23 protein-coding genes are annotated in these 23,356 nt (G+C 75.0%); 14 read left to right on the forward strand and 9 right to left on the reverse strand.

Annotated features, from left to right (window positions below):
- From AB0F18_RS30060 to AB0F18_RS30070, 3 genes are all read right to left on the reverse strand, one after another.
- A partial coding sequence (locus tag AB0F18_RS30060) for an FAD-dependent monooxygenase (protein ID WP_362066312.1) occupies positions 1 to 537 on the reverse strand: 537 nt, incomplete at its 3' end.
- Complete coding sequence (locus tag AB0F18_RS30065; protein WP_362066350.1) at positions 534 to 1,067, reverse strand: isoprenylcysteine carboxyl methyltransferase family protein; 534 nt, start codon at positions 1,065 to 1,067, stop codon at positions 534 to 536. The genes AB0F18_RS30065 and AB0F18_RS30060, both read right to left, overlap by 4 nt.
- A 40-nt stretch (positions 1,068 to 1,107) precedes the next feature.
- The gene (locus AB0F18_RS30070; RefSeq protein ID WP_362066314.1) at positions 1,108 to 2,169 is read right to left on the reverse strand and encodes a 3-oxoacyl-[acyl-carrier-protein] synthase III C-terminal domain-containing protein; all 1,062 of its coding nucleotides are present in this window, start codon (positions 2,167 to 2,169) and stop codon (positions 1,108 to 1,110) included.
- Between the two features lie 89 nt (positions 2,170 to 2,258).
- On the opposite strand from AB0F18_RS30070, the gene AB0F18_RS30075 reads away from it, so the two are divergent.
- A complete protein-coding gene (locus AB0F18_RS30075; protein ID WP_362066316.1) occupies positions 2,259 to 3,098 on the forward strand; it encodes a UbiA family prenyltransferase in 840 nt (279 codons plus the stop codon).
- On the opposite strand, the gene AB0F18_RS30080 is transcribed toward AB0F18_RS30075, so the two are convergent.
- Positions 3,095 to 4,132 (reverse strand): PHP domain-containing protein, encoded by a 1,038-nt coding sequence (locus tag AB0F18_RS30080; protein WP_362066318.1) that lies wholly within the window; start codon positions 4,130 to 4,132, stop codon positions 3,095 to 3,097. The two genes, AB0F18_RS30075 and AB0F18_RS30080, sit on opposite strands and share 4 nt — an antisense overlap.
- Before the next feature lie 89 nt (positions 4,133 to 4,221).
- On the opposite strand from AB0F18_RS30080, the gene AB0F18_RS30085 reads away from it, so the two are divergent.
- Positions 4,222 to 4,644, forward strand: coding sequence for a secondary thiamine-phosphate synthase enzyme YjbQ (locus AB0F18_RS30085; protein ID WP_362066320.1), 423 nt, complete (start codon positions 4,222 to 4,224; stop codon positions 4,642 to 4,644).
- A gap of 16 nt (positions 4,645 to 4,660) precedes the next feature.
- Here AB0F18_RS30085 and AB0F18_RS30090 read toward each other — a convergent pair whose 3' ends face one another.
- Positions 4,661 to 5,419, reverse strand: a complete 759-nt coding sequence (locus AB0F18_RS30090) for a VOC family protein (RefSeq protein WP_362066352.1) — start codon at positions 5,417 to 5,419, stop codon at positions 4,661 to 4,663.
- A gap of 108 nt (positions 5,420 to 5,527) precedes the next feature.
- The gene (locus AB0F18_RS30095; RefSeq protein WP_362066322.1) at positions 5,528 to 6,064 is read right to left on the reverse strand and encodes an HPP family protein; all 537 of its coding nucleotides are present in this window, start codon (positions 6,062 to 6,064) and stop codon (positions 5,528 to 5,530) included.
- Positions 6,065 to 6,354: 290 nt separating this feature from the next.
- Between AB0F18_RS30095 and AB0F18_RS30100 the strand changes: the two genes are divergently transcribed.
- A complete protein-coding gene (locus AB0F18_RS30100) occupies positions 6,355 to 6,555 on the forward strand; it encodes a hypothetical protein (protein ID WP_362066356.1) in 201 nt (66 codons plus the stop codon).
- 43 nt (positions 6,556 to 6,598) lie between these two features.
- Here AB0F18_RS30100 and AB0F18_RS30105 read toward each other — a convergent pair whose 3' ends face one another.
- Both AB0F18_RS30105 and AB0F18_RS30110 read right to left on the reverse strand, forming a co-directional pair.
- Entirely contained in the window at positions 6,599 to 7,012 is a 414-nt protein-coding gene (locus AB0F18_RS30105) for a peptidase inhibitor family I36 protein (protein ID WP_362066324.1), read from the reverse strand.
- Entirely contained in the window at positions 7,005 to 7,925 is a 921-nt protein-coding gene (locus tag AB0F18_RS30110; protein ID WP_362066326.1) for a hypothetical protein, read from the reverse strand. The genes AB0F18_RS30105 and AB0F18_RS30110 overlap by 8 nt, the downstream gene beginning before the upstream one ends.
- 169 nt (positions 7,926 to 8,094) lie before the next feature.
- Between AB0F18_RS30110 and AB0F18_RS30115 the strand changes: the two genes are divergently transcribed.
- The 5 genes from AB0F18_RS30115 to AB0F18_RS30135 all read left to right on the forward strand — a co-directional run bounded on the left by AB0F18_RS30115 (position 8,095) and on the right by AB0F18_RS30135 (position 16,058).
- Positions 8,095 to 10,977, forward strand: a complete 2,883-nt coding sequence (locus AB0F18_RS30115) for an XRE family transcriptional regulator (protein ID WP_362066328.1) — start codon at positions 8,095 to 8,097, stop codon at positions 10,975 to 10,977.
- Between the two features lie 49 nt (positions 10,978 to 11,026).
- Positions 11,027 to 11,992: a 2-oxoglutarate and iron-dependent oxygenase domain-containing protein gene (locus AB0F18_RS30120; protein ID WP_362066330.1), complete on the forward strand. Its 966-nt coding sequence runs from the start codon at positions 11,027 to 11,029 to the stop codon at positions 11,990 to 11,992.
- Between the two features lie 53 nt (positions 11,993 to 12,045).
- The gene (locus AB0F18_RS30125; RefSeq protein WP_362066332.1) at positions 12,046 to 12,579 is read left to right on the forward strand and encodes a GNAT family N-acetyltransferase; all 534 of its coding nucleotides are present in this window, start codon (positions 12,046 to 12,048) and stop codon (positions 12,577 to 12,579) included.
- A 90-nt stretch (positions 12,580 to 12,669) separates the two neighbouring features.
- On the forward strand, positions 12,670 to 14,568 hold the full coding sequence (locus AB0F18_RS30130; RefSeq protein ID WP_362066334.1) for a serine/threonine-protein kinase: 1,899 nt from the start codon (positions 12,670 to 12,672) through the stop codon (positions 14,566 to 14,568).
- A 128-nt stretch (positions 14,569 to 14,696) separates the two neighbouring features.
- Positions 14,697 to 16,058: an FAD-dependent oxidoreductase gene (locus tag AB0F18_RS30135; RefSeq protein WP_362066336.1), complete on the forward strand. Its 1,362-nt coding sequence runs from the start codon at positions 14,697 to 14,699 to the stop codon at positions 16,056 to 16,058.
- A gap of 48 nt (positions 16,059 to 16,106) precedes the next feature.
- Here AB0F18_RS30135 and AB0F18_RS30140 read toward each other — a convergent pair whose 3' ends face one another.
- The gene (locus tag AB0F18_RS30140; protein WP_362066338.1) at positions 16,107 to 16,568 is read right to left on the reverse strand and encodes a hypothetical protein; all 462 of its coding nucleotides are present in this window, start codon (positions 16,566 to 16,568) and stop codon (positions 16,107 to 16,109) included.
- Between the two features lie 217 nt (positions 16,569 to 16,785).
- Between AB0F18_RS30140 and AB0F18_RS30145 the strand changes: the two genes are divergently transcribed.
- The 6 genes from AB0F18_RS30145 to AB0F18_RS30170 all read left to right on the forward strand — a co-directional run bounded on the left by AB0F18_RS30145 (position 16,786) and on the right by AB0F18_RS30170 (position 23,312).
- Positions 16,786 to 17,448: an NAD(P)-binding domain-containing protein gene (locus AB0F18_RS30145; protein ID WP_362066340.1), complete on the forward strand. Its 663-nt coding sequence runs from the start codon at positions 16,786 to 16,788 to the stop codon at positions 17,446 to 17,448.
- A 105-nt stretch (positions 17,449 to 17,553) separates the two neighbouring features.
- Positions 17,554 to 18,984 (forward strand): VWA domain-containing protein, encoded by a 1,431-nt coding sequence (locus AB0F18_RS30150; RefSeq protein WP_362066354.1) that lies wholly within the window; start codon positions 17,554 to 17,556, stop codon positions 18,982 to 18,984.
- Positions 18,985 to 19,096: 112 nt separating this feature from the next.
- Positions 19,097 to 20,863, forward strand: coding sequence for a glycosyl hydrolase family 18 protein (locus tag AB0F18_RS30155; RefSeq protein ID WP_362066342.1), 1,767 nt, complete (start codon positions 19,097 to 19,099; stop codon positions 20,861 to 20,863).
- 75 nt (positions 20,864 to 20,938) lie between these two features.
- Positions 20,939 to 21,535 carry a HutD family protein gene (locus AB0F18_RS30160; RefSeq protein WP_362066344.1) on the forward strand — a complete coding sequence of 199 codons (597 nt, stop codon included), beginning with the start codon at positions 20,939 to 20,941 and terminating at the stop codon, positions 21,533 to 21,535.
- 77 nt (positions 21,536 to 21,612) lie between these two features.
- A complete protein-coding gene (locus AB0F18_RS30165; RefSeq protein WP_362066346.1) occupies positions 21,613 to 22,371 on the forward strand; it encodes a carbonic anhydrase in 759 nt (252 codons plus the stop codon).
- Positions 22,372 to 22,439: 68 nt separating this feature from the next.
- A complete protein-coding gene (locus tag AB0F18_RS30170; protein WP_362066348.1) occupies positions 22,440 to 23,312 on the forward strand; it encodes an RNA polymerase sigma-70 factor in 873 nt (290 codons plus the stop codon).
- Positions 23,313 to 23,356: the final 44 nt, after the last annotated feature.

Raw genomic sequence — 23,356 nt, forward strand, 5'->3', positions numbered from 1 at the left:
ACGGGAATGACGACCAGCTGGACGAGCGGGACGGGACAGACCATCGAGCTCCCTGTCCCGGGCCACCAGCTCGCATTCACCGTGGTGGGATCGCCACCGCACCGGCGAGTGCAGGCCGTCCGCCGCCACCAGGTACCGGGCCGTCAGACCGGCCGCCCACACCCGCCGTCCGTCCTGTCGGACCTCCCCGACGCGCCGCGCCAGGACCCGTACGCCCAGCCCCGCCGCCCGGTCCGCGAGCGCCGCCTGGAGGTCCGTACGACGGCACCCGCGCCCGGGGCCGCCGCGGAAGAGCGCCTCCGCGCGCAGCCCCGTCACCCCGTCCACATAGCCGATCCCGTGGAACGCGCGGCCCGCCACCGCCACGCCCAGCTCCTCGAACCGGCGCACGGCACCCGGCATCAGCCCCTCCCCGCAGGCCTTGTCGATGGGCGTGGGGCGCGGCTCCAGGACCACCACCTCCAGCCCGGCCAGCGCCCCGTGGATCGCGGTCGCCAGCCCCGCCGGCCCGCCGCCCGCCACGAGCAGGTCGATCACCGCACCAGGCCCAGCAGCGGATCGGCCGTACGGGCGTACGTGAGCGCGGCGTTCTCGCAGCGGATCCGCACCCGCAGCAGCACGGCGTTGAGCAGGGTGAACCCGAGCGCCGTCACCCACGCGCCGTGCACCAGGGGCAACGCCAGCCCCTCCAGCACCACCGCCGCGTAGTTGGGGTGGCGCAGCAGCCGGTACGGCCCCGCGGCCACCAGCGGCAGCCCGGGCACCACGATGACCCGGGTGTTCCAGCGCGGGCCGAGGGAGATGACGCACCACCAGCGCAGCCCCTGCGCCACCAGCACCACGGCCAGCGCCGGCCAGCCGAGCGCGGGCACGAAGGGCCGGTGCACGGCCTCCACCGCGCAGCCGGCCAGCAGGGCGACGTGCAGGGCGACGATGGCCGGGTAGTGGCGGCGGCCGTACTCCCGGCCGCCGCGCGCCAGGCTCCAGGCGGCGTTGCGCCGGGCCTTGGCCAGCTCGGCCAGCCGCTCGGCGGCGACCACCGCGAGCAGCAGGAAGTACCAGGTCAGCGGTGTCGAGGGGATGGACGGGAACAGCGGCATGGGGACCTCACCAGCGCAGCAGGACGAGTTCGGAGGCGAAACCCGGACCGAAGGCGAGCATCAGCCCCACCGATCCGGGCGCGGGCGGCCCGGCGGCCTGGACGGCGCCGAGGATGTGCAGGACGGACGCCGAGGACAGGTTCCCCACGGCGGCCAGCGAACGGCGGCTCGCGGCGAGGGCGGGCTCCGCCAGCCCCAGGGCTCCGGCCAGCACGTCGAGGATCTTCGGGCCGCCCGGATGGCAGATCCAGACGTCGACGTCGGCGGGCTTGAGGTCGTGGCCGGCCAGGAAGGCCTCGACCTCCTCCACCACGTGCAGCCCGACCAGCTCGGGCAGCTCCCGGCCCAGCACCATGCGCAGGCCCCAGTGGCCGATGTCCCAGCCGAGGAGGTGCTCGGTGCCCGGGTAGAGGCGGCCGCGCGCGTCCACCACCGTCGGCCCGCCGGCCCCGTCGTGGAGGGGGTGCTCCGCACCCACCGCGACCAGGGCCCCGGCCCCGTCACCGAAGAGGGCGCCCGCCACGAGGTTCGCCATCGAGGTGTCGGCGCTCTGGAGGGTCAGCGAGCACAGCTCCGTCGACAGCAGCAGCGCCGCCTGCCCAGGGCGTCCGGCCAACTGCTCGTGCAGCATTCCCAGCCCGGCGGCGCCCGCCGCGCAGCCCAGCCCGAAGAGCGGGACGCGCCGCACGTCGGGCCGCAGCCCGGTCCGGGCCGCGAGCCGGGCCTCCAGGGACGGGGTGGCGAGCCCGGTGACGGTCGTCGACACCACCAGGCCGATGTCCGCCGCCGCCAGGGCCGCCCCGGCGAGGGCGCGCCCCACGGCCTCGGCGCCCAGCTCCAGGGCGGTGCGGAGGAAGAGGGCGTTGGTGGTGCCGAAGTCGGCGCCCCGGCCGTAACGTTCCAGCGGCAGCGCGAGATGGCGGGAGCCGACCCGCACCGAGGCGTGCACCCGGCGCAGCAGGGCCGCGTCGGCCCCCGGCGGCAGACACCGGACCAGCGCCTCCGTGATCTGCGCCTGCGGATACAGGTGGGGCGGGAACACGCTGCTCACCGCAAGGACACGGGTCATTGACCCAACATAGGGAAGAAGGGGGCGAACAAGGGCGAAGCGCGCGAAAGGTATGAACGGAACTTCCCGGCACGGCGTAGCGTGACGCCGTGCCCGCGCCCCCTCCCGCCCTGCCCCTGCCGACGGTCTCGGCGGGCGGCCTGCTGCGGGCCTGTCACCCCCTCCCGGCGGCCGCCGTGACCCTGTTCGCCGCCGGGCTCGCGGCCGCCGCCGGACGCGGGCCCGCCGGGACCGCCCTCACGGCCGGCGCCGTGGCCGCCGGGCAGCTCTCCGTGGGCTGGTGCAACGACCGCGTCGACCTGCGGCGCGACCGGGACACCGGCCGCCGGGACAAACCCCTGGCCACGGGTGAGGTCCCGGCCGCCGCCGTGACCGCCGCCGCCTTCGCAGCTCTGGCCGTGTGCGTACCGCTGTCGCTGGCCGCGGGCCCGGCGGCCGGGGCCGCGCACCTCACGGGGGTCGCGGCCGCCTGGGCGTACAACCTCCGGCTCAAGGGCACGGCCGCGTCCTGGCTCCCGTACGCCCTCGCCTTCGGCCTGCTCCCGGCCTTCGTCACCCTCGGCCTGCCCGGCTCGCCCTGGCCGCCGCCGTGGCTGACCGGCGCCGCCGCCCTGCTCGGCGCGGGCGCCCACTTCGCCAACGTCCTGCCCGACCTCGCCGACGACCTCGCCACCGGGGTGCGCGGCCTGCCGCAGCGGCTCGGGGCCCGTACCTCGGCCGCCCTGGCCGCCCTGCTCGTCCTCGGCTCGGCGGCCCTCCTGGTCCTCGGGCCACCGGGGCCCGTCACCCCGTACGGCTGGACCCTCCTCGCCCTGACCGGCCTGCTGCTCCTGGGCACGGCCGGGGCCCCGGGCCGCATCCCGTTCCTCGGGGTGATGGCGGCCGCCGCCGGGGACGTCCTGCTCATCCTGGCCCGCAGCGCGACCTAGCCGGGCGTCCGGCGGGTACGGGTCCAGGTCAGGAGGTCCTCCGCCGGCCAAGTGTTGACCACGCGCTCCGGCGGGACCCCGCACTCCACCGCCCGTTCGCAGCCCAGGATCTGCCAGTCGAGCTGGCCCGGGGCGTGGGCGTCGGTGTCGATCGCGAAGAAAACCCCCGCCGCGACCGCCAGGCGCAGCAGCCGGCGCGGCGGGTCCAGCCGTTCGGGACGGCTGTTGATCTCCACGGCCGTACCGGACTCCGCGCACGCCGCGAAGACGGCATCGGCGTCGAACACCGACTCCGGGCGGGTGCGGCCGGTCACCAGCCGGCCCGTGCAGTGCCCGAGGACGTCCATCAGCGGATCGCGCACCGCCGCCAGCAGGCGCCGGGTCATGGCCGGGGACTCCATCCGCAGCTTCGAGTGCACGGAGCCCACGACCACGTCGAGCCGCTCCAGCAGCTCCGGCTCCTGGTCGAGCGAGCCGTCGGGCAGGATGTCGCACTCGATCCCCGTGAGCAGCCGGAACGGCGCCCACCGCCCGTTCAGCTCCGCCACCACCTCCAGCTGCTCGCGCAGCCGCTCCGGCGACAGGCCCCGGGCCACCTTCAGCGTCGGCGAATGGTCCGTCAGCACCGCCCACTCGTGCCCGAGCCCGGCCGCGGCCCGGCCCATCGCCTCGATCGGGCTCCCGCCGTCCGACCAGTCCGAGTGCAGGTGGCAGTCCCCGCGCAGGGCCGCGCGCAGCGCGACGGCCGCGGGGTCGGGCGGCGGCCCCTCGGGCACCGCCGCGGCCTCGTCCTCCAGCACCCGCAGGTACTCGGGGACCTCCCCGCGCAGCGCCTCGCGCACCACCTGGGCGGTCTTCGGCCCGATGCCCCGGACGGCCTCCAGCGATCCGGCGGCCGCCCGCTCGGCCGTCTCCCGCCCGCCCATGCGGGTCAGCGCCGACGCCGCCGTACGGAAGGCCCGCACCCGGTACGTGGGGGCCTGCGCCCGCTCCAGCAGGAAGGCGATCCGGTCCAGCGCGGCCACCGGGTCCATGGGCACCTCCTCACGCAGCCAGTGTCCCAACGCCCCCGCGCGGCGGCGAGCGCGCCGGGAATCCCGGCCGGGTGCGCGATCATGGCTGCATGTCCGACCGATTCACCACCCGGATCCTCGACCTGACGACCGGCCGCGCCGAGACCGTCACCGACCTCACCCGCCACTGCGAACGCTTCCTGGCCGAGGCGGCTGCCGGCCGCGACGGCCTGCTCAACGTCTTCGTCCCGCACGCCACCGCGGGCATCGCCGTGATCGAGACGGGCGCCGGCAGCGACGAGGACCTCCTCGACGCCCTGCGCACGCTGCTCCCCGCCGACGACCGCTGGCAGCACCGGCACGGCTCCCCGGGCCACGGCCGCGACCACGTCCTGCCGGCCTTCGTCCCCCCGCACGCGACCCTGCCGGTCGTCGGGGGCCGCCTCCAGCTCGGCACCTGGCAGTCCGTCTGCCTGGTCGACACCAACGGGGACAACCCGCAGCGCCAGGTCCGCCTGTCGTTCCTCGGGTAGCGGGAACGGGGTCCGGTCAGTCCGCGCCGTTCCCCTCCGTCCGCGGGACCCGTTCGGTGAGGGTGAACAGGGCCCCGTCCGGGTCACGGAGCATGATCGAGCGTTCCCGGCCGTCCGAGGTGATCACCGAGACGGTGCGGCCGCCGAGCTCCAGCGCCGCCTCCACGGCGGGCTCCAGCTCCGGAACCCGGAAGTGGACGTGCCAGCGCGGCCGGGTGTGCGGGGTGTAGGCGCCCACCTCCACGGGGCCGCTGTCCAACCGGGCGACGGGTTCCCCGCCCTGCCGCAGGACGACCTGGTCCTCCTCGTACGAGACCTCGCAGCACCCGGCGCGGCCCGTGGCCCACTCCAGCACCTCCCCGTAGAAGAGCGCCGCGTCGAACGCGTTGCGGGTGCGCAGCTCCAGCCAGGCGGGCGCCGGGCCCAGCCCCACCCGCCAGCCCGAGGAGACCGGCCCCTGCCAGATCCCGAACACCGCCCCGTCGGGGTCGGCGACCAGCGCCGCCCGGCCGCCGCCGGGGAAGGAGACCGGGCCCACCGCCACCGTGCCGACCCGCTCGCGGATCCGCGCCGCCGCCACGTCGACGTCGTCGACGGCGAAGTACGGGGTCCAGGCCACCGCCACGGCCAGGTCGCCGGCCAGCGCCCCGATCCCCGCGACCGGTACACCGTCCAGCACGGCCATCGAAAAAGCCGAGCCGATCCGGGCCGGACGGAAGGTCCACCCCACGACCGCCCCGTAGAAGCGCTGGGCCGCCTCCATGTCGCGGGCCATCAGGCTCACCCAGCAGGGGGCCCCGAAGACGTCCTTCGTCGAAATTTCCACAGCACAAGGAGTAGCGCCCGGGCCCCCTCGGTGCGGCGCAGGCGCGCCCGCAGGTCATCACCACCAGTAGGCGGGATACCTCGGGGCGGCGCGGCGGATGCGGGACCCGGCGTACCCGGTCAGGACCAGGAGCACGGTCGAGCCGAAGAGCAGCGGGACGAACCGGGCGGGCGCCGGCGCCTGGAGCACGGTCACCACCGCCGTGGCCACGGCGGGCGAGTGCGGGGTCCGGGCCACGGTCAGCAGGGCCAGGGTGAGCCCCGCCGCCACGGCCGCCGCCCAGGCGGAGCTGCCCGCCGCCGCCAGCACGGCGTAGCCGCAGGCCATGCCGATGAGGTGGCCGACGATCACCCCGCGCGGCTGGGCCAGGGGCAGCGCGGGTGCGCTGTGCACCAGCGCGGCGCTGGCGGCGAGCGGAGGTATCAGCACCGGCTCGTGGATCGCCGCGCCGATGGCGACGAGGGCCAGCAGCACCGTGGTGGCGGCACTGACGCTGTGGAAGGCCGCGACGGCACTGGGCCGGGGCGGGGCGCCGGGCGCCTTCGCGGGCGCGGCGGGCACGTCGGGCGTACGGGTGGTGGTGGCGGTAAGCATGCGGGAGCAGGATTTCGGTGCGGGGCCGGGGCGGGGAGGGCGGGCGGCCGCAACGTCGCGGTGATCGACCGGCAGGCGGGGCCGCGCGGCCGGGGCGTGTGCGGCCTACGCAATCCGGCCTCACTGTATCGGCCACGTGCGCGCGGCCCCACATCGGGGGCCGGCACCGGGACCCGGTCAGGGTCCGGCGCCCCCGCCCGCGGCGCGGGGGAAGGAACCGAACCGTCGCGCAGGCCCCGACGTGATCGTGTACGACTGCGGGGCCACACCGCAGGGAGGGAAGGACCGGCATGACGACGCACCCCCACCCCGCCGGGGCCCCGACGGACCTCGACGCGGTGCTCGCCGAAGCCCCCGCCGCCGCCCCTTCCTCCGCGGAGGGCGGCGAGCCGGCCTGCCTCCTGCACCGCGTGTGCCCCTCCTGCGGCCGCCTCGCCACCGGGCCCGCGGCCGGCTGCTGCTCCCGCTGCGGCACGGAGCTCCCGGAGTAGGCCGCCGCCACCCGCCGGGCGGCGGGCGGCGGCGCGCGGTGGGTCAGAAACCGCAGTTGGTCACCCACTTGTGGGAGGAGATGCGGTCGTTCCACTCCCACGGGATGTTGCCCGCGGAGCCGTTCGGCGCGCAGGTGGAGGCTCCGCCGTAGTTGATGTTCTCGTAGACGCGGACGTCGCCCAGCGCGCCCGAGTAGCCGTTGTTCCACCAGGACGAGGCCCGGTCGTTCATGTTGTAGTCGTTGCCCGCGCCACAGGTGCGCCAGTCGGCGTCGTTGCCGCTCCAGCCGCAGGCCGGACCGCCCCGGTTGGTGTCCGCCCAGACCCAGTAGTTGCCGTCGGCGGCCAGGCCGGAGGCCTCGGCCGGGGCCGCGGTGGCGGTGGTCAGCGCCGAGGGGACGGCGAGGAGGGGCAGCGCGAGGGCGCAGGCCAGCATCGTCGTACGGAACTTACGCATGTGATCCTCCGGATGTGTGGTTGCCTACGACGCGTTCCGCCTTCGGGAGCGCGTCGTTCTGGAGCCGGTGCCTGAGGGCGATGTCGTCCCGGTGACGGGCACGGACTTCCTCCCCGTAGGCACGGTCCAGAGCTCGGGAGACCCGGGCCAGCGGGGTGCCGGTCGCACAGGTCGCTTCGGTGGCCGCGAGCGCGGTCTCGGCCGCGTCGGCCCGGTCCGGCGGCAGCCCCTCGGCGAGGGCGGCCGCCGCCTGCCGGGACTCGGCGGGGGAGGCGTAGGGCCGGCCCGCCTCCTTCATGCACTGCGCCCACCGGCCGACCGCCTCCGCGTACCGGGCGTCCCGGCGCACCCGCTCCTCCTGGGCGGGGCGGAGGTTCATGGTGACGACCTTGACGCGGAACCAGGCGGCCAGATCCCCGTAGAGGGTCCGCTGCGCCTGCGCGATGCAGCCGTCCTTGCCGGCCGTGAGGGTCATCCCGGTGGGGGCGGTGGCCGACAGGCCCGTGGGGGAGGCGCCCATCAGCGCGGTACGGGCGGCCGCGCGCTCGCGGGCCGACAGGCGGTGGAAGTACCGCTGGTTGGGGTCGGCCGCCCGGGCCTCGGCGGCGGCCCGCTCCGCCCGGCCGCCGTAGCCGTGGGCACGCGCCCACTCCACGTCGTCCAGCCCGTACGGGAAGGAGCGCCGTTCCGCCCCGTCGGGGGCGGGCTCGGTGACGGCGTACGTGAAGCCCTTCGCGGACATGCAGCGGCTGATCAGGATCTGCTCGGCCCGGGCGAGGACCCGGGACTGGGAGGCGCTCGGCTCCGCGCCCCCGTCCCGCCCCCGCTCCGGCGTCCCTCCCGCCCCGCAGCCGGCCAGGGCCAGCGCCGCCGCCAGGGTGGCCGCCACCGGGGCCGTTCGTCCTCGCCTCATCCGTCCCAGCCCCCTCCGAGGGTGTGTGCGCCGCTGCCCGCGGCCCGCCGTCCGGACACAGGTGTAGCCGCCGTCCGTTGTTCGCCGTCGGGGGCCTGGAAGTGAACAAACAATTGCTGAACAATCCACCCCGGCAGGTCGAAAACGGGCCCGGGGGAAGGGGCTGCGCATGGCACGAAGGGAACGTCCGCTGGAGGGGGAGGACGGGCCCCTGCTGGAGTTCGCCGGCGCCCTGCGCCGACTGCGCCACGAGGCCGGATCACCCCCGTACCGCGACATGTCCGCGCGCGCCCACTACTCCGTCGCCACCCTGTCCGGCGCCGCCGCCGGGCGGCGGCTGCCCAGCCTGGACGTGACCCTCTCCTACGTGCGCGCCTGCGGCGGGGACCTGCGGGAGTGGGAGCGCCGCTGGCACGCCGCGGCCGCCGCACTGGCCGCGGGCGGCGCCGGGTCCGGGCCCCGGCAGGCCGGCGCCGGGCCGGACCGGGCGGACGCCGCGCCCGGGGTGCGGGGCGCGCAGGGGCTCCCGTACGTCGGCCTCGCGCCCTTCCGCACCGAGGACGCGGCCCTCTTCTTCGGCCGCGAACGCCTCGTCGAGGACCTGTTCACCGCCCTGACCCGGCACCGGGTGGTCGCCCTCGTCGGCGCCTCCGGAGCCGGCAAGTCCTCCCTCCTGCACGCCGGACTGCTGCCGCGGCTGCACGCCGACGCCCCGGCCCGCGCGGTCACCGTCCTCACCCCCGGACCGCACCCCCTCGACCGCGCCCGCCGCGCCCTCGCTGCGCACCCCGGCCCCGGCGGGGATGCGGCCGAACGGGTGCTGATCGTCGACCAGTTCGAGGAGGTCTTCACCGTCTGCGCCGACGCCGCCGAGCGCTCCCGGTTCGTCGGCGAACTCGTCGGCGCCGCCCGCCGCCCCGGCTCCGGCTGCCGCGTGGTCCTCGGCGTGCGTGCCGACTTCTACGCCCACTGCACCCGCCACCCCGAACTCGTCGACGTGCTCCGGGAGGCCCAGGTCGTCGTCGGCCCGATGAGCGCCGCCGAACTGCGCCGGGCCGTCGTGGAACCCGCCCGCCGGGCCGGCCTCACCGTCGAGGGAAGCCTCCAGGCCACCCTCGTCGCCCACGCGCACGGCCAGGTCGGCGTCCTGCCCCTGCTCTCGCACTCCCTGCTGGAGACCTGGCGGCGCCGCCGGGGCGCCGCCCTCACCCTGGACGGGTTCCACGCCGCCGGCGGCTTCGAGGGCGCCCTCGCCCAGTCCGCGGAGGCCCTGTACGACTCCCTCTCCGCGCCCCAGCAGCGCCTCGCCCGGCAGGTGTTCGTCCACCTCATCGCCCTCGGCGAGGGCACCGAGGACACCAAACGGCCCGTGCCCCGCGAGGAACTGGGCCAGGACGCCGACACCCGCACCGTCCTCGCCCGGGCGGCCGCGCTGCGCCTGCTCACCCTCGGCCAGGAGGTCGTCGAACTCACCCACGAGGCCCTCATCCGGGCCTGGCCCCGGCTGCGCGGCTGGCTCACCGACGACCGCGAACGGCTGCGCCGCCACCGCCAGCTCGCCGAGGCCGCCCGCGCCTGGGAGGCCGTGGGCCGCGACCCGGGAGCCCTGTTGCGCGGCGCCCCGCTCGCCCTGGCCCGGGAGATCACGGCCGACGGCGACGCCGCCCCCGTCCTCACCGCCGCGGAGGCGGAGTTCCTGGCCGCGGGCGCCGCCGCCGAGGCCGCCGCCGGGAACTCGGCACGCCGCCGCACCCGCCGGCTGCGCCTGCTGGTCGGTGCGCTCGCCGCCCTCGTCGTCGTGGCCGCCGTCGCCACCGGCAGCGCCGTACGGGCCGAGGACGAGGTCACCCGGCAGCGCAACGACGCGGTCGCCCAGAACCTCGCCGAGACCTCCACCGGCGTCGCCGCCGCCGAGCCCGGCCTGGCCGTGCAGCTGGCCCTGACGGCCTACCGCCTCTCGCCCACCGCCCGGACCCGCGACAGCCTGCTGTCCGCGCTGATGACCTCGCTCCCCGCGCACGAGAAGGCGGTCGTCGCCCTCGCCTACCGTCCCGACGGCCGCCGGCTCGCCACCGCCGGCGGGGACCGCACCGTCCGGCTGTGGCAGCCCCGGGGCACGGGCCGCCCCACCGCCGTGGCCTCCCTCACCGGCCACTCCGCCGACCTGCGCGCCCTCGCCTACCGGCCGGACGGCCGCACCCTGGCCACCGCCGCCGCCGACGGGAGCGTAAGGCTGTGGGACGTCGCCGATCCCGCCCGCCCGGCCGTCTCGGCCGAACTCCCCGCGCGGGAGGCGGACGTACGCGCCCTCGCCTTCAGCCCCGACGGCCGCACCCTCGCCACCGGTGGGGCGGGCGGCGCGGTCCGCCTGTGGGACGTCGCCGACCCCGCCCGGCGGCCCGCCGAGACCGCCCAGGTCACCGGGCACCGGGACACCGTCCGCGCGGTGGCCTTCAGCCCGGACGGCCGGATCCTCGCCACCGGCGCGGAGGACGCCACCGTCCGGCTCACCGACGTGGCCGACCGCACCCGGCCCGCCCCGCTGGCCGTCGTCCAGGGCCATGACGCCGCCGTGTTCTCCGTCGCCTTCGCCCCCGACGGACGCACCCTCGCCTCCGCCTCCGGCGGCCGCACCCCGGTCCGGCTGTGGGACGTGACCGAACCGCGCCGGCCCGCGCCGCTCGCGACCCTGACCGGGCACACCGACGTCGTCGGCGCGGTCGCCTTCAGCCCCGACGGCCGTACGCTGGCCAGCGCGAGCGACGACCGGACGGTCCGGCTGTGGAGCGTGGCCCGGGCCACGCGCCCCGCCCCGCTGGCCACCCTGGCCGGGCACGTCACCGCCGTGGGCTCCGTCGCCTTCAGCCCCGACGGCGCGGTCCTGGCCTCCGGGGGCTACGACAACACCCTCCGGCTGGCGGACACCGACCTCGACCGGGCCCTCGCGGGGGCCTGCGCGCACACCGGCCCGCGGATCACGCGGGCGCAGTGGGCCTCGTACATGCCCTATCTGGACTACTCGCCGCCGTGCAGCGGACTCGAACGCCCCTGAACCCCTAGGGTCTGTCGTCACGGTCCCCTCGTGGAAGGCAGGTCCCCCCATGGCGAGTTCCCAGGTCCCCGTCATCGACCTCGGGCCGTGGCGCTCCGGCGGGCCCGCCGCCCGCGCCCGGATCGCCGGCCGGGTCGACGAGGCCCTCCAGACGGCCGGGTTCCTGCTGGTCGCCGGGCACGGGGTCGACCCGTCCCTGCCCGCCCGGATCCGGGAGGCGGCCCGCTCCTTCTTCCGGCTGCCCGCCGAGGTGAAGCAGCCGTACGCGGTCAGCGTCGGCGGACGCGGCTGGCTCGGCCCGGGCGCCGAGGCCAACAGCTACGCCGAGGGCACGGCCTCGCCGCCCGACCTGAAGGAGTCCTGGTCCTTCGCCGCCGACGAGCCCACCGGCGTCCCGTCGGTGGACGCCGAATGGTTCCGGCCGAACGCCTGGCCCGCCGAAGTGCCGGGCCTGCGGCCGCTGGTGACCGCGTACCTGACGGCCATGCGCGCCCTCTCCGACGAGCTGCTGGAGCTGCTCGCGGTGGCCCTGACCCTGCCCGAGGACCACTTCACCCGGCACACCGGCCACCCCACCTGGGGGTTCAACCTCAACTGGTACCCCGGCGCCGAGACCGTCGGCGAGCCCCTGCCCGGACAGTTCCGCATCGGCCCGCACACGGACTTCGGGACGGTCACCGTCCTGGACCGCGAGCCGGGCGCGGGCGGGCTCCAGATCCACACCGACGCCGACGGCTGGCAGGACGCCCCGTACGACCCGGCCGCGCTCACCGTGAACATCGGCGACCTGCTGGCCCGCTGGACCGGCGACCGCTGGCGGGCGGGCCGCCACCGGGTCCTGCCGCCGCCCGCGCACGCCCTGGCGGAGGAACTGGTCTCGCTGGTCTACTTCTACGAGTGCGACGCCCACACCCGCGTGGAGTCCCTGCCCGCCCCGGTCGGCCGGGTCGCGCACCCGCCCGTGGACTCGCACGCCTACCTGCGCCGGAAGCTGGACCAGATCACCGTCGCCTGATCCGGCCGGACCCCGATTACCCCTGGTCGGCCGCGTTCGGCAGGATGTAGGGCATGACCGAGATCCGCACCCCCCGCCTCCTCCTCCGCCGCTGGACCGACGACGACCTCGTCCCCCTCTCGGAGATCACCTCCGACCCGGAGGTGATGCGCTGGATCGGCGACGGCTCCGTGCTCGACCTGGACGAGACGGCCGAGGCCATCGAGCTCTGGGAGGAGGAGTGGGACGACGAGGGCTTCGGTGTCTTCGCCGTCGAGCTCCTCGCCTCCGGCGAGCTCATCGGTGCCGTGGGGCTGTCCGCCGCCGACGACCTGCCCGAGACGCGGCACCAGGTCCAGATCAGCTGGCGCCTCGGCCGGCCCTTCTGGGGCCAGGGCTACGCCTCCGAAGCGGCCCAGGCCACCCTGGAGTTCGCCCTCCAGGACCGCGGCCTCGACCGCATCGTCGCCGTCAACCGCATGGGCAACGAGGAGTCCGCGAACGTGATCCGCAAACTGGGCATGGCCCACGACGGCCAGGCCACCGACCCCGCCACCGGAGCCAGCCTGACCCTCCACAGCATCGACCTCACCGAATACGAGGCCTGAGCCGGCGAGGTGCAGCCGGCGGCGTGAACACTCCACCCGTCGCGGCGTGCCGAGCCCGCGGACTACCCGGTTTGCGGCTAGTCCTACCGTATGGCGGGAACGGATGACGACGCCGCGGGGCGGCTGGTCGCCGGGCGGTACCGGCTGGTGCGCCGGCTCGGGGCGGGCGGAATGGGCCGGGTGTGGCTGGCCCAGGACGAGGAACTGGCGTGCGAGGTCGCGGTCAAGGAAATAGCCGTACCGCAGGACCTTCCGGAGCACGAGCTGAACGCCCGCATCGCGCGGGCACGGGGTGAGGCCCGGCATTCCGCCCGGCTACGGGGGAACCCGCACGTGGTGACGGTGTACGACTGCCTCCTCGACGACGGTCTGCCCTGGATCGTCATGGAGTACGCGCCCGGAGTGCGGGACCTGGAGGCCGTCGTCCGCGAGGCCGGCCCCCTCCCGCCGGGCGATACGGCCAGGCTGGGCCTCGCCCTGCTCGACGCGCTGCAGGCGGGGCACCGGCTGGGCATCCTGCACCGGGACGTCAAACCCTCCAACATCCTGCTCGCCGTCCCCGACCCCGACGCCCCCGATTCCGCCCGGCTCGGCCGGGTCCTGCTCAGCGACTACGGCATCTCCCTGCAACGTGACGTCGGCGAACCGCGACTCACCAACGCCTCGGGGATCGTTGGAACCCCCGGCTACCTCGCTCCGGAACGGGCGCGGGGCGCGGAGCCGACCCCGGAGGGCGACCTCTTCTCCCTCGGCGCGACCCTGTACTACGCCGTCGAAGGCCGCGGGCCCTTCGATCGCGGCTCCTACCTCGCCACCCTCGCCGCGCTGCTGACCGACGACCCCGCCCCGCCCGTGCGCGCCGGCGACCTGGCCCCCGTGCTGTTGAAGCTCCTCGACAAGGACCCCGCGCACCGCCTCGGGGCGGACGACGCGGCCCGCCTCCTCCACCCGCTGGCGACGGAGACCCCGCCGACACCGCTGCACACGATCACCGACGTGCCGCAGGGCCTTCCCCGGCCGCCCGCCCCCACGACGCCGGCCCACCCGCCGTCGCCCCCACCGTCGCCCGCCCCCACGCCGTCGCCGCACCCGCCGTCGCCGGCCCCCTTCGCGTCGACGCCTCCGCCTTCTCCACCGCGCAGGACGCGCCGTAACGCGGTCCTGGCCGGGTCCGTGCTCCTCGCCGCCGGTGCGGGCGTCTGGGCGCTGGTGACGGCTCTCGGCGGTTCCGGGGAGCCCGCTCCCGGCCCGGCCTCCACGGGCCCGGTGATGCCCTACGGGGAGGCCGTCGGCCTGACCCGGGCACTGCGCCCGGGCGACTGCGTCAACGCCGTGTGGACCAAGGCGAAGTTCACCACGTCACCGCCGGGCCTGGGGCTGACCGAATGCTCCGACAGCCCGCACAGCGGACAGGTCCTCGCCACCTTTGCGTCGAGCTCGTTCGACGATGCGCGCAAGAACGGCGCGATCCGCTGCGAAACCCTGCTCGCCGGCACCGTGAACGCCATGGCCGATGCACGCGCCTACGCGCTCCCTCCCGGCCGGCAGGGCTGGGAGGGCGGTGTGCACGACACCGCCTGCCTGATCTTCAACAAGACCGTGGACCTTTCGAGCAACGCCGGCCGCTTCCGCAAGGCGGGGGAGGGCTCGTACCTCGACAATTCCACCGTCGGGGACTGCTGGAACAACGTGAACGACTCCGCTGTCCTCGTCCGCTGCGAGACCCCCCACGACGGGCAGGTCGTCGGCTACGTCACTCCTCCCGCCGGTATGGCGTACCAAGCGGCCAAAGCCAATGCGGAGGCTCTTTGTACGGACAAGTACGGGTCCGCCTACGCGAACGCCACGAACGGCATCGCGGGATCCATCGCGCCGGAGGCGGAGGGCTGGGCCGACGGCTTCCGGTTCATCGAGTGCGAGGTGGGCCGTAGTGACGGGAAGAAGCTGACGTCGAGCATCGTCGGCCCGTCCCGTGCCGCCGTAAGGTAGAAGTCAGGCTTTGGTGAGGCATAAGATCGGCTTATGGGGGCATAAACGCGGGGCGGGTACGGAGTTAGGGTGGCCTTAGTTTAGGGTTTCCTTGATCAGTCAGATTGTCGGTCGAAGGGAACCCAGTCATGCCTCGCCCTCTGCGGGTAGCAATCGTCGGTGCCGGCCCCGCCGGTATCTACGCGGCCGACGCGCTGCTGAAGTCCGAGGCGGCCGCCGACCCCGGCGTCTCCATCGACGTCTTCGAGCGCATGCCCGCCCCCTTCGGGCTGATCCGGTACGGCGTCGCCCCCGACCACCCCCGCATCAAGGGCATCATCACCGCCCTGCACCAGGTCCTCGACAAGCCGCAGGTCCGCCTCTTCGGCAACGTCGACTACCCCGGCGACATCTCGCTCGACGAGCTGCACTCCTTCTACGACGCCGTGATCTTCTCCACCGGCGCCACCGCCGACCGTGCCCTCGGCATCCCCGGCATCGAGCTCGACGGCTCCTACGGCGCCGCCGACTTCGTCTCCTGGTACGACGGCCACCCCGACGTGCCGCGCACCTGGCCGCTGGAGGCCGAGAAGGTCGCCGTCCTCGGCGTCGGCAACGTCGCCCTGGACGTCGCCCGCATCCTCGCCAAGACCGCCGACGAGCTGCTGCCCACCGAGATCCCGCCGAACGTCTACGACGGCCTCAAGGCCAACAAGGCCCTCGAAGTGCACGTCTTCGGCCGCCGCGGCCCCGCGCAGGCGAAGTTCAGCCCGATGGAGCTGCGCGAGCTCGACCACTCGCCCAACATCGAGGTCATCGTCAACCCCGAGGACATCGACTACGACGAGGGTTCGATCACCACCCGCCGCTCCAACAAGCAGGCGGACATGGTCGCCAAGACCCTGGAGAACTGGGCGATCCGCGACACCGGCGACCGCCCGCACAAGCTGTTCCTGCACTTCTTCGAGTCCCCGGCCGAGATCCTCGGCGAGGACGGCAAGGTCGTCGGCCTGCGCACCGAGCGCACCGAGCTCGACGGCACGGGCAACGTCAAGGGCACCGGCGAGTTCACCGACTGGGACGTCCAGTCCGTCTACCGGGCCGTCGGCTACCTCTCCGACGAACTGCCCAAGCTCCCCTGGGACGTCGAGTCCGGCACCGTTCCGGACGAGGGCGGCCGCGTGATGGAGGCGGGCGAGCACAAGGCGTCGACGTACGTGACCGGCTGGATCCGCCGCGGCCCCATCGGCCTGATCGGCCACACCAAGGGCGACGCCAACGAGACCGTCGCCAACCTGCTGGAGGACCACGCCGAAGGCCGGCTGCTCACCCCCGCCGCCCCCGAGCCGGAGGCGGTCGAGGCCTTCCTCGCCGAGCGGAACGTCCGCTACACCACCTGGCAGGGCTGGTACGAGCTGGACGCCGCCGAGAAGGCGCTCGGCGAGCCGCAGGGCCGCGAGCGCGTGAAGATCGTGGAGCGCGAGGAGATGCTCCGGGCGAGCGGCGCGTGAGACACCGGTGGGGCCCGCCGTCGGCGGGCCCCACCGGCGCGTGCCGGGTCAGTCCCGGATCGCGGTGATCTTCTTCGTCTGCAGGTCGGCCTGCACGTGGACGGTGGTCGTGGTGTTGCCGCTCCAGGTCAGGGTGACCGCGGCGTTGGTCTTGCCCATCCCGCTGTCGACGGACGTGACCTTCCACTTCAGCGGCACGTTCTGGGCGCGCAGCACCCCGTCGGCGTGGTTGCTCTCCTCCCACTGCCTCAGCTCCCCCTGGAGGGGCTCGGAGAGGTAGAAGGCGCGCAGCTGGTCGGAGGTCTTGCCGTCGCCGTCGTAGACCGCGTCGATGTAGGAGCCGTAGAAGTCGGCGATCCGGGTGAACGCCCCTTCCGGGCTGCCGGAGACGGACGGCGGCGCGGCGGCCGTGGCCGAGGTGCCGGCGAGGAGGGCGAAGGAGAGGGCGGCCGCGCCCGCGGTGGCCGCGAGGGCGATGGACGTGGCGCGCTTGGTCGGGAGCTGGAACATCGGTCGGTACCTTTCCCCGTGATCACGTGCCGGTACGGTCCCCGGCTGCCCCGGAAGACGCCGGTCCGCACCCAACGGGTTCTGCTTGTCCGGGAAATGGCGAGATTTCGCCCGTACGGGCGATCCGTGCCGCCGAGTCCCCGCGGGGCGGAATGCCGCGGCCCGGCCGGGGGTTGCGACGGACGCGACATCCGACTCGTACGCACCTGGAGAGCTCATGAAGATCGGCATCATCGGCGCCGGCAACATCGGCGGAAACCTCACCCGCCGGCTCACCGCCCTCGGACACGAGGTCCGCGTCGCCAACTCCCGCGGCCCCGAGACCCTGACGGACCTCGCCGAGGAGACCGGGGCCACCCCCGTCACCGTCGCCGAGGCCGCCCGCGGCGCCGAGGTCGTCGTGGTCACCGTCCCCTTCAAGAACGTGCCCGACCTGCCCGCCGGGATCTTCGACGGGGCCGCCGAGGGCTTCGTCGTCATCGACACCAACAACTACTACCCGCGCCAGCGTGACGGCCGCATCGCCGCCGTCGAGGACGAGGGCCTGACCGAGAGCCGCTGGACCGAACGGCAGCTGGGCCACCCGGTGATCAAGGCCTTCAACGGCACCTACGCCGTCGACCTCCTGGAGCGCCCGCGCCCGGCCGGCGACCCGGACCGCATGGCCCTGCCCGTCGCCGGGGACGACGAGGCGGCCAAGAAGACCGTCCGCGCCCTGATCGACGAGCTCGGCTTCGACACCGTCGACGCGGGCGGCATCGACGAGTCCTGGCGCCAGCAGCCCGCCACCCCCGTCTACGGGCTGCGGGCCGGCGTCGCGGCCGTCACCCGCGCCCTGGCCGAGGCCTCGCCCGTCCGCACGGAGGAGTTCCGCGGCTGAGCCGCGCGGCGGCGGCCCGGACCTCCGTACGGTGCTCCGGGCCGCCCGACCGCGTTCGGCTGCCCGGGGCGCGGTCCACCGGGCAGACTGTCCGACGTGACGACAATGAGCAAAGGCGCCAACCTGCCGGTGGCGGCATCCTCCGTCCGAGCCGTGCTCGGCTGGTCCGCGGGGCCGGGGGTGCCGGACGTGGACGCCTCGGCACTGCTGCTGGCGAGCGGCGGACGGGTGCGCTCCGACGGTGACTTCGTCTTCTACAACCAGCCGCGGCACGCCTCCGGCGCCGTACGCCACGTCGGCAAGCGGCCCGGAGCCGACACGCTCGACGTCGACCTGGGCGCCCTGGAGCCGGACGTCGAGCGCGTCCTGCTCTGCGCCTCCGCCGACAGCGGCACCTTCGGGGACGTCCCCGGGCTCCAACTGCGGCTGCTCGACGCGGTGTCCGGGGCGGAAGTGGCCCACTTCGCGATGGAGGCCGGGCCTGAGACCGCCTTCGTGAGCGGGGAGCTCTACCGGCGGGCCGGCATCTGGAAGTTCCGGGCCGTCGGCCAAGGGTACGCGAGCGGGCTCGCGGGACTGGCGACGGACTACGGCATCACCGTGGACGACGCCCCGCCCGCCCCGACCCGGACCCCAGCCGCGACCCGGACCCCCGCCCCGGCGCCCGCCCCGACCCCGGCCCCGTCTCCCGCCCCGGCCCCCGCGCCGGTCTGGCCCACGGCCCCGGCCGCCGGGCCCGTGCCCGCGCCCGGCGAGACCGCCGTACGCCTGGTCAAGGGCGAGGAATGGCTCCCCCCGGACGTGCGCGGCCGCCTCTCCCTGCGCAAGGAGCAGGTCGCCGTGAGCCTGCGCAAGGCCGGCGCCGCCGCCGATGTCACCGCCCGGGTCGTCCTCGTCCTCGACGCCTCCGGCTCGATGAGCACCCTCTACAGCCGCGGCACGGTGGCCGCCGTGGTGGAGCGGATGGCCGCCGTCGCCGCGCAGCTCGACGACGACGGCGAGATGCAGGCCTGGACCTTCGCCACCAACCCCGCCCGGCTGCCCGACCTCGTCATCGGCGAGCTCCCCGAGTGGCTGCGGCTGCACGTCCGCGTCGGCCAGATGAGCGTCTTCGGCCGCAGGAAGCCGCCCAAGGGGCTGCTGCCCGGTCAGGTCGACATGCGGCAGGTGGGCTTCCAGAACGAGGAGCAGAAGGTCATCGCCGAGGTGCGCGCCTTCGTACGGGCCCACCCGGTACCCGCGCCCACCCTGGTCCTGTTCTTCTCCGACGGCGGGGTCTACCGCAACGCCGAGATCGAGCGGGAGCTGCGGGAGGCCGTGGAGGAGCCGGTGTTCTGGCAGTTCGTCGGCCTCGGGCGGGCCGGCTTCGGCGTGCTGGAGCGCTTCGACACGATGCCCGGACGCCGGGTGGACAACGTCGGCTTCTTCGCCGTCGACGACATCGACCGGATCTCGGACCCCGACCTGTACGACCGGCTCCTGTCGGAGTTCCCCTCCTGGATCCGCGCCGCCCGCCAGGCGGGCATCCTGAGCTGAACCACCCTGATTTCCGGCGGAGTCGGGGTCGGACGCACCCTTGACCCCATGGTTGGTCCAGACCAATCATGGGGCGTCCGTCCGTTCGCTCGCGCCCCACCGGGAGCCTTCGTTGAGACAGCGTCCGCACGCCCCGCGCCGCTTCGCCGCGGCCTGCGCCACCCTCGCCGCCTCCGCCGGACTGCTCGCCGCCGCCGGCGCCGGGCCCGTCCAGGCGGCCCCCTCCGCCGCGGCCACCCCGCTGCCCGCGCACGTCTTCGCCCCCTACTTCGAGGCCTACTCCTCCGACAGCCCCGCCGACCTCGCGCAGAAGTCCGGGGCGAAGTACCTGACGATGGCCTTCGTCCAGACCGAGGCCAAGGGCTCCTGCACCCCGTACTGGAACGGCTCCACGGCGCAGCCCGTCGCCGACTCCGTCTTCGGCGCCGACTTCGCGGCCATCCGGGCGCGCGGCGGCGACGTCATCCCCTCCTTCGGCGGCTACGCGGCCGACAGCGGGGGCACCGAGATCGCCGACAGCTGCACCGACGTCGACGCGATCGCCGCCGCCTACCAGAAGCTCGTCACCACCTACGGCGTCAGCCGCCTCGACATGGACATCGAGGACAAGTCCCTGACCGACAAGGCCGGTGTGGACCGCCGCAACCAGGCCATCAAGAAGGTGCAGGACTGGGCCGCCGCGACCGGCCGCCCCCTCCAGGTCTCCTACACCCTCCCCACCACCACGAGCGGGCTCGCGAGCAGCGGACTGGCCGTCCTCAAGAGCGCCAAGGCCGCCGGAGCCCGGGTGGACGTGGTCAACCTCATGACCTTCGACTACTACGACGGCGCCGCCCACGACATGGCCGCCGACACCCGCAGCGCCGCCACCGGACTCTACGACCAGCTGGCCGCCCTCTACCCGGACCGGACGCCCGACCGGCTCTGGGGCATGATCGGCGTCACCGAGATGCCGGGCATCGACGACTACGGCCCCGCCGAGACCTTCACCACCGCCAACGCCACCGCCGTCTACGACTGGGCGGTGTCCAAGGGCATCAACACCCTCTCCTTCTGGGCCCTCCAGCGCGACAACGGCGGCTGCCCCGGCACCGGAGGCTCCGACACCTGCTCCGGCATCGCCCAGGACCCCTGGTACTTCACCCACACCTTCGCCCCCTTCACCGGAGGCGGCGGACCGGCCGCCGACGACTTCTCCGTCTCCGTGGCGCCCGGCTCCGCCTCCGTCACCCCCGGCGGCAGCACCACCGCCACCGTCTCCACCCAGGTCACCTCCGGCGCGGCGCAGCCCCTCGCCCTGACGGTCACCGGCGCCCCCGCCGGCGTCACGGCCACCCTCACCCCCGACGCGGTCACCGCCGGCGCCACCTCCCGGCTCACGGTCGCCGCCTCGGCCTCCGCCGCGCCCGGCACCTACCCGCTCACCGTCACCGCGGCCGGCAAGACCAGCCGGGCCGCCGGCTTCACCCTCACCGTCTCCGGCCCGGGCGGCGGCAGCGGCGCCCTCGTCAACGGCGGCTTCGAGACGGGCTCCCTCGCGCCCTGGACCTGCGAGAACGGCGGCTCGGTGGTCACAGCCCCGGCCCACACGGGCACGTACGCCGTCCAGGGGGTCCCGTCCGCCGGCCTCACCGGCGAATGCGCCCAGACCCTCACCCTCGTCCCCCACACCGCCTACACGCTCAGCGGCTGGGTCCAGGGCAGCTACGCCTACCTCGGCGTCCGGGGCGGGGCGAACGCCAGCACCTGGACCAGCTCGGCCGGCTGGACCAGGCTGACGGTGCCCTTCACCACCGGCGCCTCCGGAACCGTCACCGTCTACCTCCACGGCTGGTACGGGCAGGCCCCCGTCCACGGCGACGACTTCGCCGTGAGCTGACCTGCCCGGGTTAGGCTCGGCCCGACCGCCCGTACCGCCGCCGGGCGGTACGGACCCGAGGGAAGGAAACCCCGCATGCCCGGCCCCGCCGCCCTCCGGATCCTGCGCGCCACCGACCGTACGGCGGTGCCCTGGAAGAACGGCGGCGGGGTCACCCGCGAGATCGCGGCCCGGCCCGAGGGTGGCGGGACGGAGGACTTCGACTGGCGGATCAGCCTCGCCGAAGTCGCCGCCGACGGGCCCTTCTCGGAGTTCCCCGGAGTCGACCGCACCCTCACCCTCGCCGAGGGCGCCGGCATGGAGCTCACGGTCGACGGCGTCCGCCGCCGCGTCGACGAGCGCTACGCACCCTGCGACTTCCCGGGCGACCGGCCCACCGACGGCCGGCTGCTGGACGGGCCCGTCGTCAACTTCAACGTGATGTACCGGCGCGGCCGCGCCCGGGCGCACACCGCCATCGTCCGGGGCGAACTCACCCTCGCCATCCCGCCGGAGACCACCCTGCTGGTCGTCGCCCTCGACGGGCCGGCCCGCCTCGACCACCCCGGAGGGGCCGTCGCACTCGGCCCCTACGACGCGGCGCTGCTGGAAGCCCCACAGGCCCCCTGCCGGCTCCGTACCGCAGGCCGGACGGCCGTCGTCACACTGCGGACGTCCAGCACACGTGATTGAGCCGGTGACAGGGGTGTTTCGGACAACTGTCCGGACGGGGTTGGGTCAAGGGCGGGTAAAGCAGCATGCTGGCGCGCATGTTGTCGAAAACCTACACGTCGAACACCGCTCCGGCACGTGAAGGGAAGCCCAGCCGGCGCGCCCTGCTGCGGACCGCCGTCGCCGGCACGGCCACCGCCGGATCCGTCCTCGCCCTCGGCTCCGCCTTCCCCGCCTCCGCCGCCCCGCCCGCACCCGGCTCCGCCACCCGCCCCGCCACACCGGAACAGGCCCTGCGCGAACTGGAAGCCGGCAACCGGCGCTGGCGCACCTACCGCCAGCAGCACCCGCACGAGTCGCCGTCCACCCGGCTGCGGCTGGCCACGGCGCAGCACCCCTTCGCGGTCGTCCTCGGCTGCGTGGACTCCCGCGTGCCGCCCGAGCTCGTCTTCGACCAGGGGCTCGGCGACCTGCTGACCGTCCGCTCGGCCGGCGAGGTCCTGGACGAGGCCGTCCTCGGCAGCATCGCGTACGGGGTCCTGGAACTGGCGATCCCCCTGGTGCTGGTCCTCGGCCACCAGTCCTGCGGAGCCGTCGGCGCGGCCGTCCACGCCGACGAGACCGGCGACCGGCTCCCCGCCCACATCCAGTACCTGGCCGACCAGATACGCCCGTCCATCGACCGGAGCCAGCAGGGCGCCGCCCGCGTCAGCGCCACCATCGACGCCCACGCCCGGCGCACCCGCGACCGGCTCGCCGCCGAACCCGACCTGGCCCGCGCCGTCTCCGCCGGAAAGCTCGCCGTCGTCGCCGCCCGCTACGAACTCACCGACCAGCGCGTGCGCACCTTGATCTGACCCCAACTCCCCTTCTCCCGAAGGCCCCCGGGACGATGGGGTCACGGCGGCCCGGGCAGAATCGACCGGTGACCACGACCGAACCCGCGACGGACCCCTTCAACGAGCACCGAAGGCTCCTCTTCGCCACCGCCTACCGCATGCTGGGCACCGTCAGCGACGCCGAGGACATCGTCCAGGACGCCTGGCTGACCTGGAACAAGGCCGACCGCTCGGAGGTGCGCCACCCCAAGGCGTACCTCGTGCGCACGGTCACCAACCTGTCCCTGAACCGCCTCACCTCCGCCCGCGCCACCCGGGAGGAGTACGTCGGCCCCTGGCTCCCGGAACCCCTGCTCACCTCGCCCGACGTGGCGCAGGACCGGGAGCTCGCCGAGAGCGTCTCCATGGCGATGCTCGTCGTCCTGGAGACCCTCTCGCCCCTGGAGCGGGCCGTGTTCGTCCTGCGCGAGGTCTTCGGCTACTCGCACGCCGAGATCGCCGGCTTCCTGGACCGCGAGGAGCCGGCGGTCCGGCAGATCTCCTCCCGCGCGCGCAAGCACGTCGCGTCCCGCAGGCAGCGCTTCGACACCGACAGCGCGGAGCGCCGGCGCATCACGGACCGCTTCCTGACCGCCTGCGCCGGGGGCGACATCAACGCCGTCCTGGAGATGCTCGCCCCCGACGTCACCGCCTGGTCGGACGGCGGCGGCAAGGTCTCCGCCGCCCGCCGCCCGCTGTACGGCCCCGACCACGTGTCCCGCTGGATCTTCGGCGTCCTGGCCAAGCCCGCCAACGCCGGAGTCGTCGTCACCCCGGCCGTGGTCAACGGAGAGCTCGGGATCGTCGCCCGGCTGGGCGATACCCCGATCGCCGTGCTCACCTACGACCTGGAGGGCGGCTTGTTCCGCAACCTCCGCACCCAGGTCAACCCGGACAAACTCGCGGGGCTGGACCACTGACGGACCGTTCCGGCCGGACCCCCGACGCGCCGCGGCGCGTCGGG

It is taken from the genome of Streptomyces sp. NPDC029216 (assembly GCF_040648015.1).
GTDB lineage: Bacteria > Actinomycetota > Actinomycetes > Streptomycetales > Streptomycetaceae > Streptomyces.

Excerpts from the sequence above, each read along its gene's own strand:
- AB0F18_RS30070 (WP_362066314.1), bottom strand. The coding sequence starts at position 2,169 with ATGACCCGTGTCCTTGCGGTGAGCAGCGTGTTCCCGCCCCACCTGTAT.
- AB0F18_RS30080 (WP_362066318.1), bottom strand. The coding sequence starts at position 4,132 with ATGGACCCGGTGGCCGCGCTGGACCGGATCGCCTTCCTGCTGGAGCGG.
- AB0F18_RS30085 (WP_362066320.1), top strand. The coding sequence starts at position 4,222 with ATGTCCGACCGATTCACCACCCGGATCCTCGACCTGACGACCGGCCGC.
- AB0F18_RS30090 (WP_362066352.1), bottom strand. The coding sequence starts at position 5,419 with ATGGCCCGCGACATGGAGGCGGCCCAGCGCTTCTACGGGGCGGTCGTG.
- AB0F18_RS30095 (WP_362066322.1), bottom strand. The coding sequence starts at position 6,064 with ATGCTTACCGCCACCACCACCCGTACGCCCGACGTGCCCGCCGCGCCC.
- AB0F18_RS30100 (WP_362066356.1), top strand. The coding sequence starts at position 6,355 with ATGACGACGCACCCCCACCCCGCCGGGGCCCCGACGGACCTCGACGCG.
- AB0F18_RS30105 (WP_362066324.1), bottom strand. The coding sequence starts at position 7,012 with ATGCGTAAGTTCCGTACGACGATGCTGGCCTGCGCCCTCGCGCTGCCC.
- AB0F18_RS30110 (WP_362066326.1), bottom strand. The coding sequence starts at position 7,925 with ATGAGGCGAGGACGAACGGCCCCGGTGGCGGCCACCCTGGCGGCGGCG.
- AB0F18_RS30115 (WP_362066328.1), top strand. The coding sequence starts at position 8,095 with ATGGCACGAAGGGAACGTCCGCTGGAGGGGGAGGACGGGCCCCTGCTG.
- AB0F18_RS30120 (WP_362066330.1), top strand. The coding sequence starts at position 11,027 with ATGGCGAGTTCCCAGGTCCCCGTCATCGACCTCGGGCCGTGGCGCTCC.
- AB0F18_RS30125 (WP_362066332.1), top strand. The coding sequence starts at position 12,046 with ATGACCGAGATCCGCACCCCCCGCCTCCTCCTCCGCCGCTGGACCGAC.
- AB0F18_RS30130 (WP_362066334.1), top strand. The coding sequence starts at position 12,670 with ATGGCGGGAACGGATGACGACGCCGCGGGGCGGCTGGTCGCCGGGCGG.
- AB0F18_RS30135 (WP_362066336.1), top strand. The coding sequence starts at position 14,697 with ATGCCTCGCCCTCTGCGGGTAGCAATCGTCGGTGCCGGCCCCGCCGGT.
- AB0F18_RS30140 (WP_362066338.1), bottom strand. The coding sequence starts at position 16,568 with ATGTTCCAGCTCCCGACCAAGCGCGCCACGTCCATCGCCCTCGCGGCC.
- AB0F18_RS30145 (WP_362066340.1), top strand. The coding sequence starts at position 16,786 with ATGAAGATCGGCATCATCGGCGCCGGCAACATCGGCGGAAACCTCACC.
- AB0F18_RS30150 (WP_362066354.1), top strand. The coding sequence starts at position 17,554 with ATGAGCAAAGGCGCCAACCTGCCGGTGGCGGCATCCTCCGTCCGAGCC.
- AB0F18_RS30160 (WP_362066344.1), top strand. The coding sequence starts at position 20,939 with ATGCCCGGCCCCGCCGCCCTCCGGATCCTGCGCGCCACCGACCGTACG.
- AB0F18_RS30165 (WP_362066346.1), top strand. The coding sequence starts at position 21,613 with ATGTTGTCGAAAACCTACACGTCGAACACCGCTCCGGCACGTGAAGGG.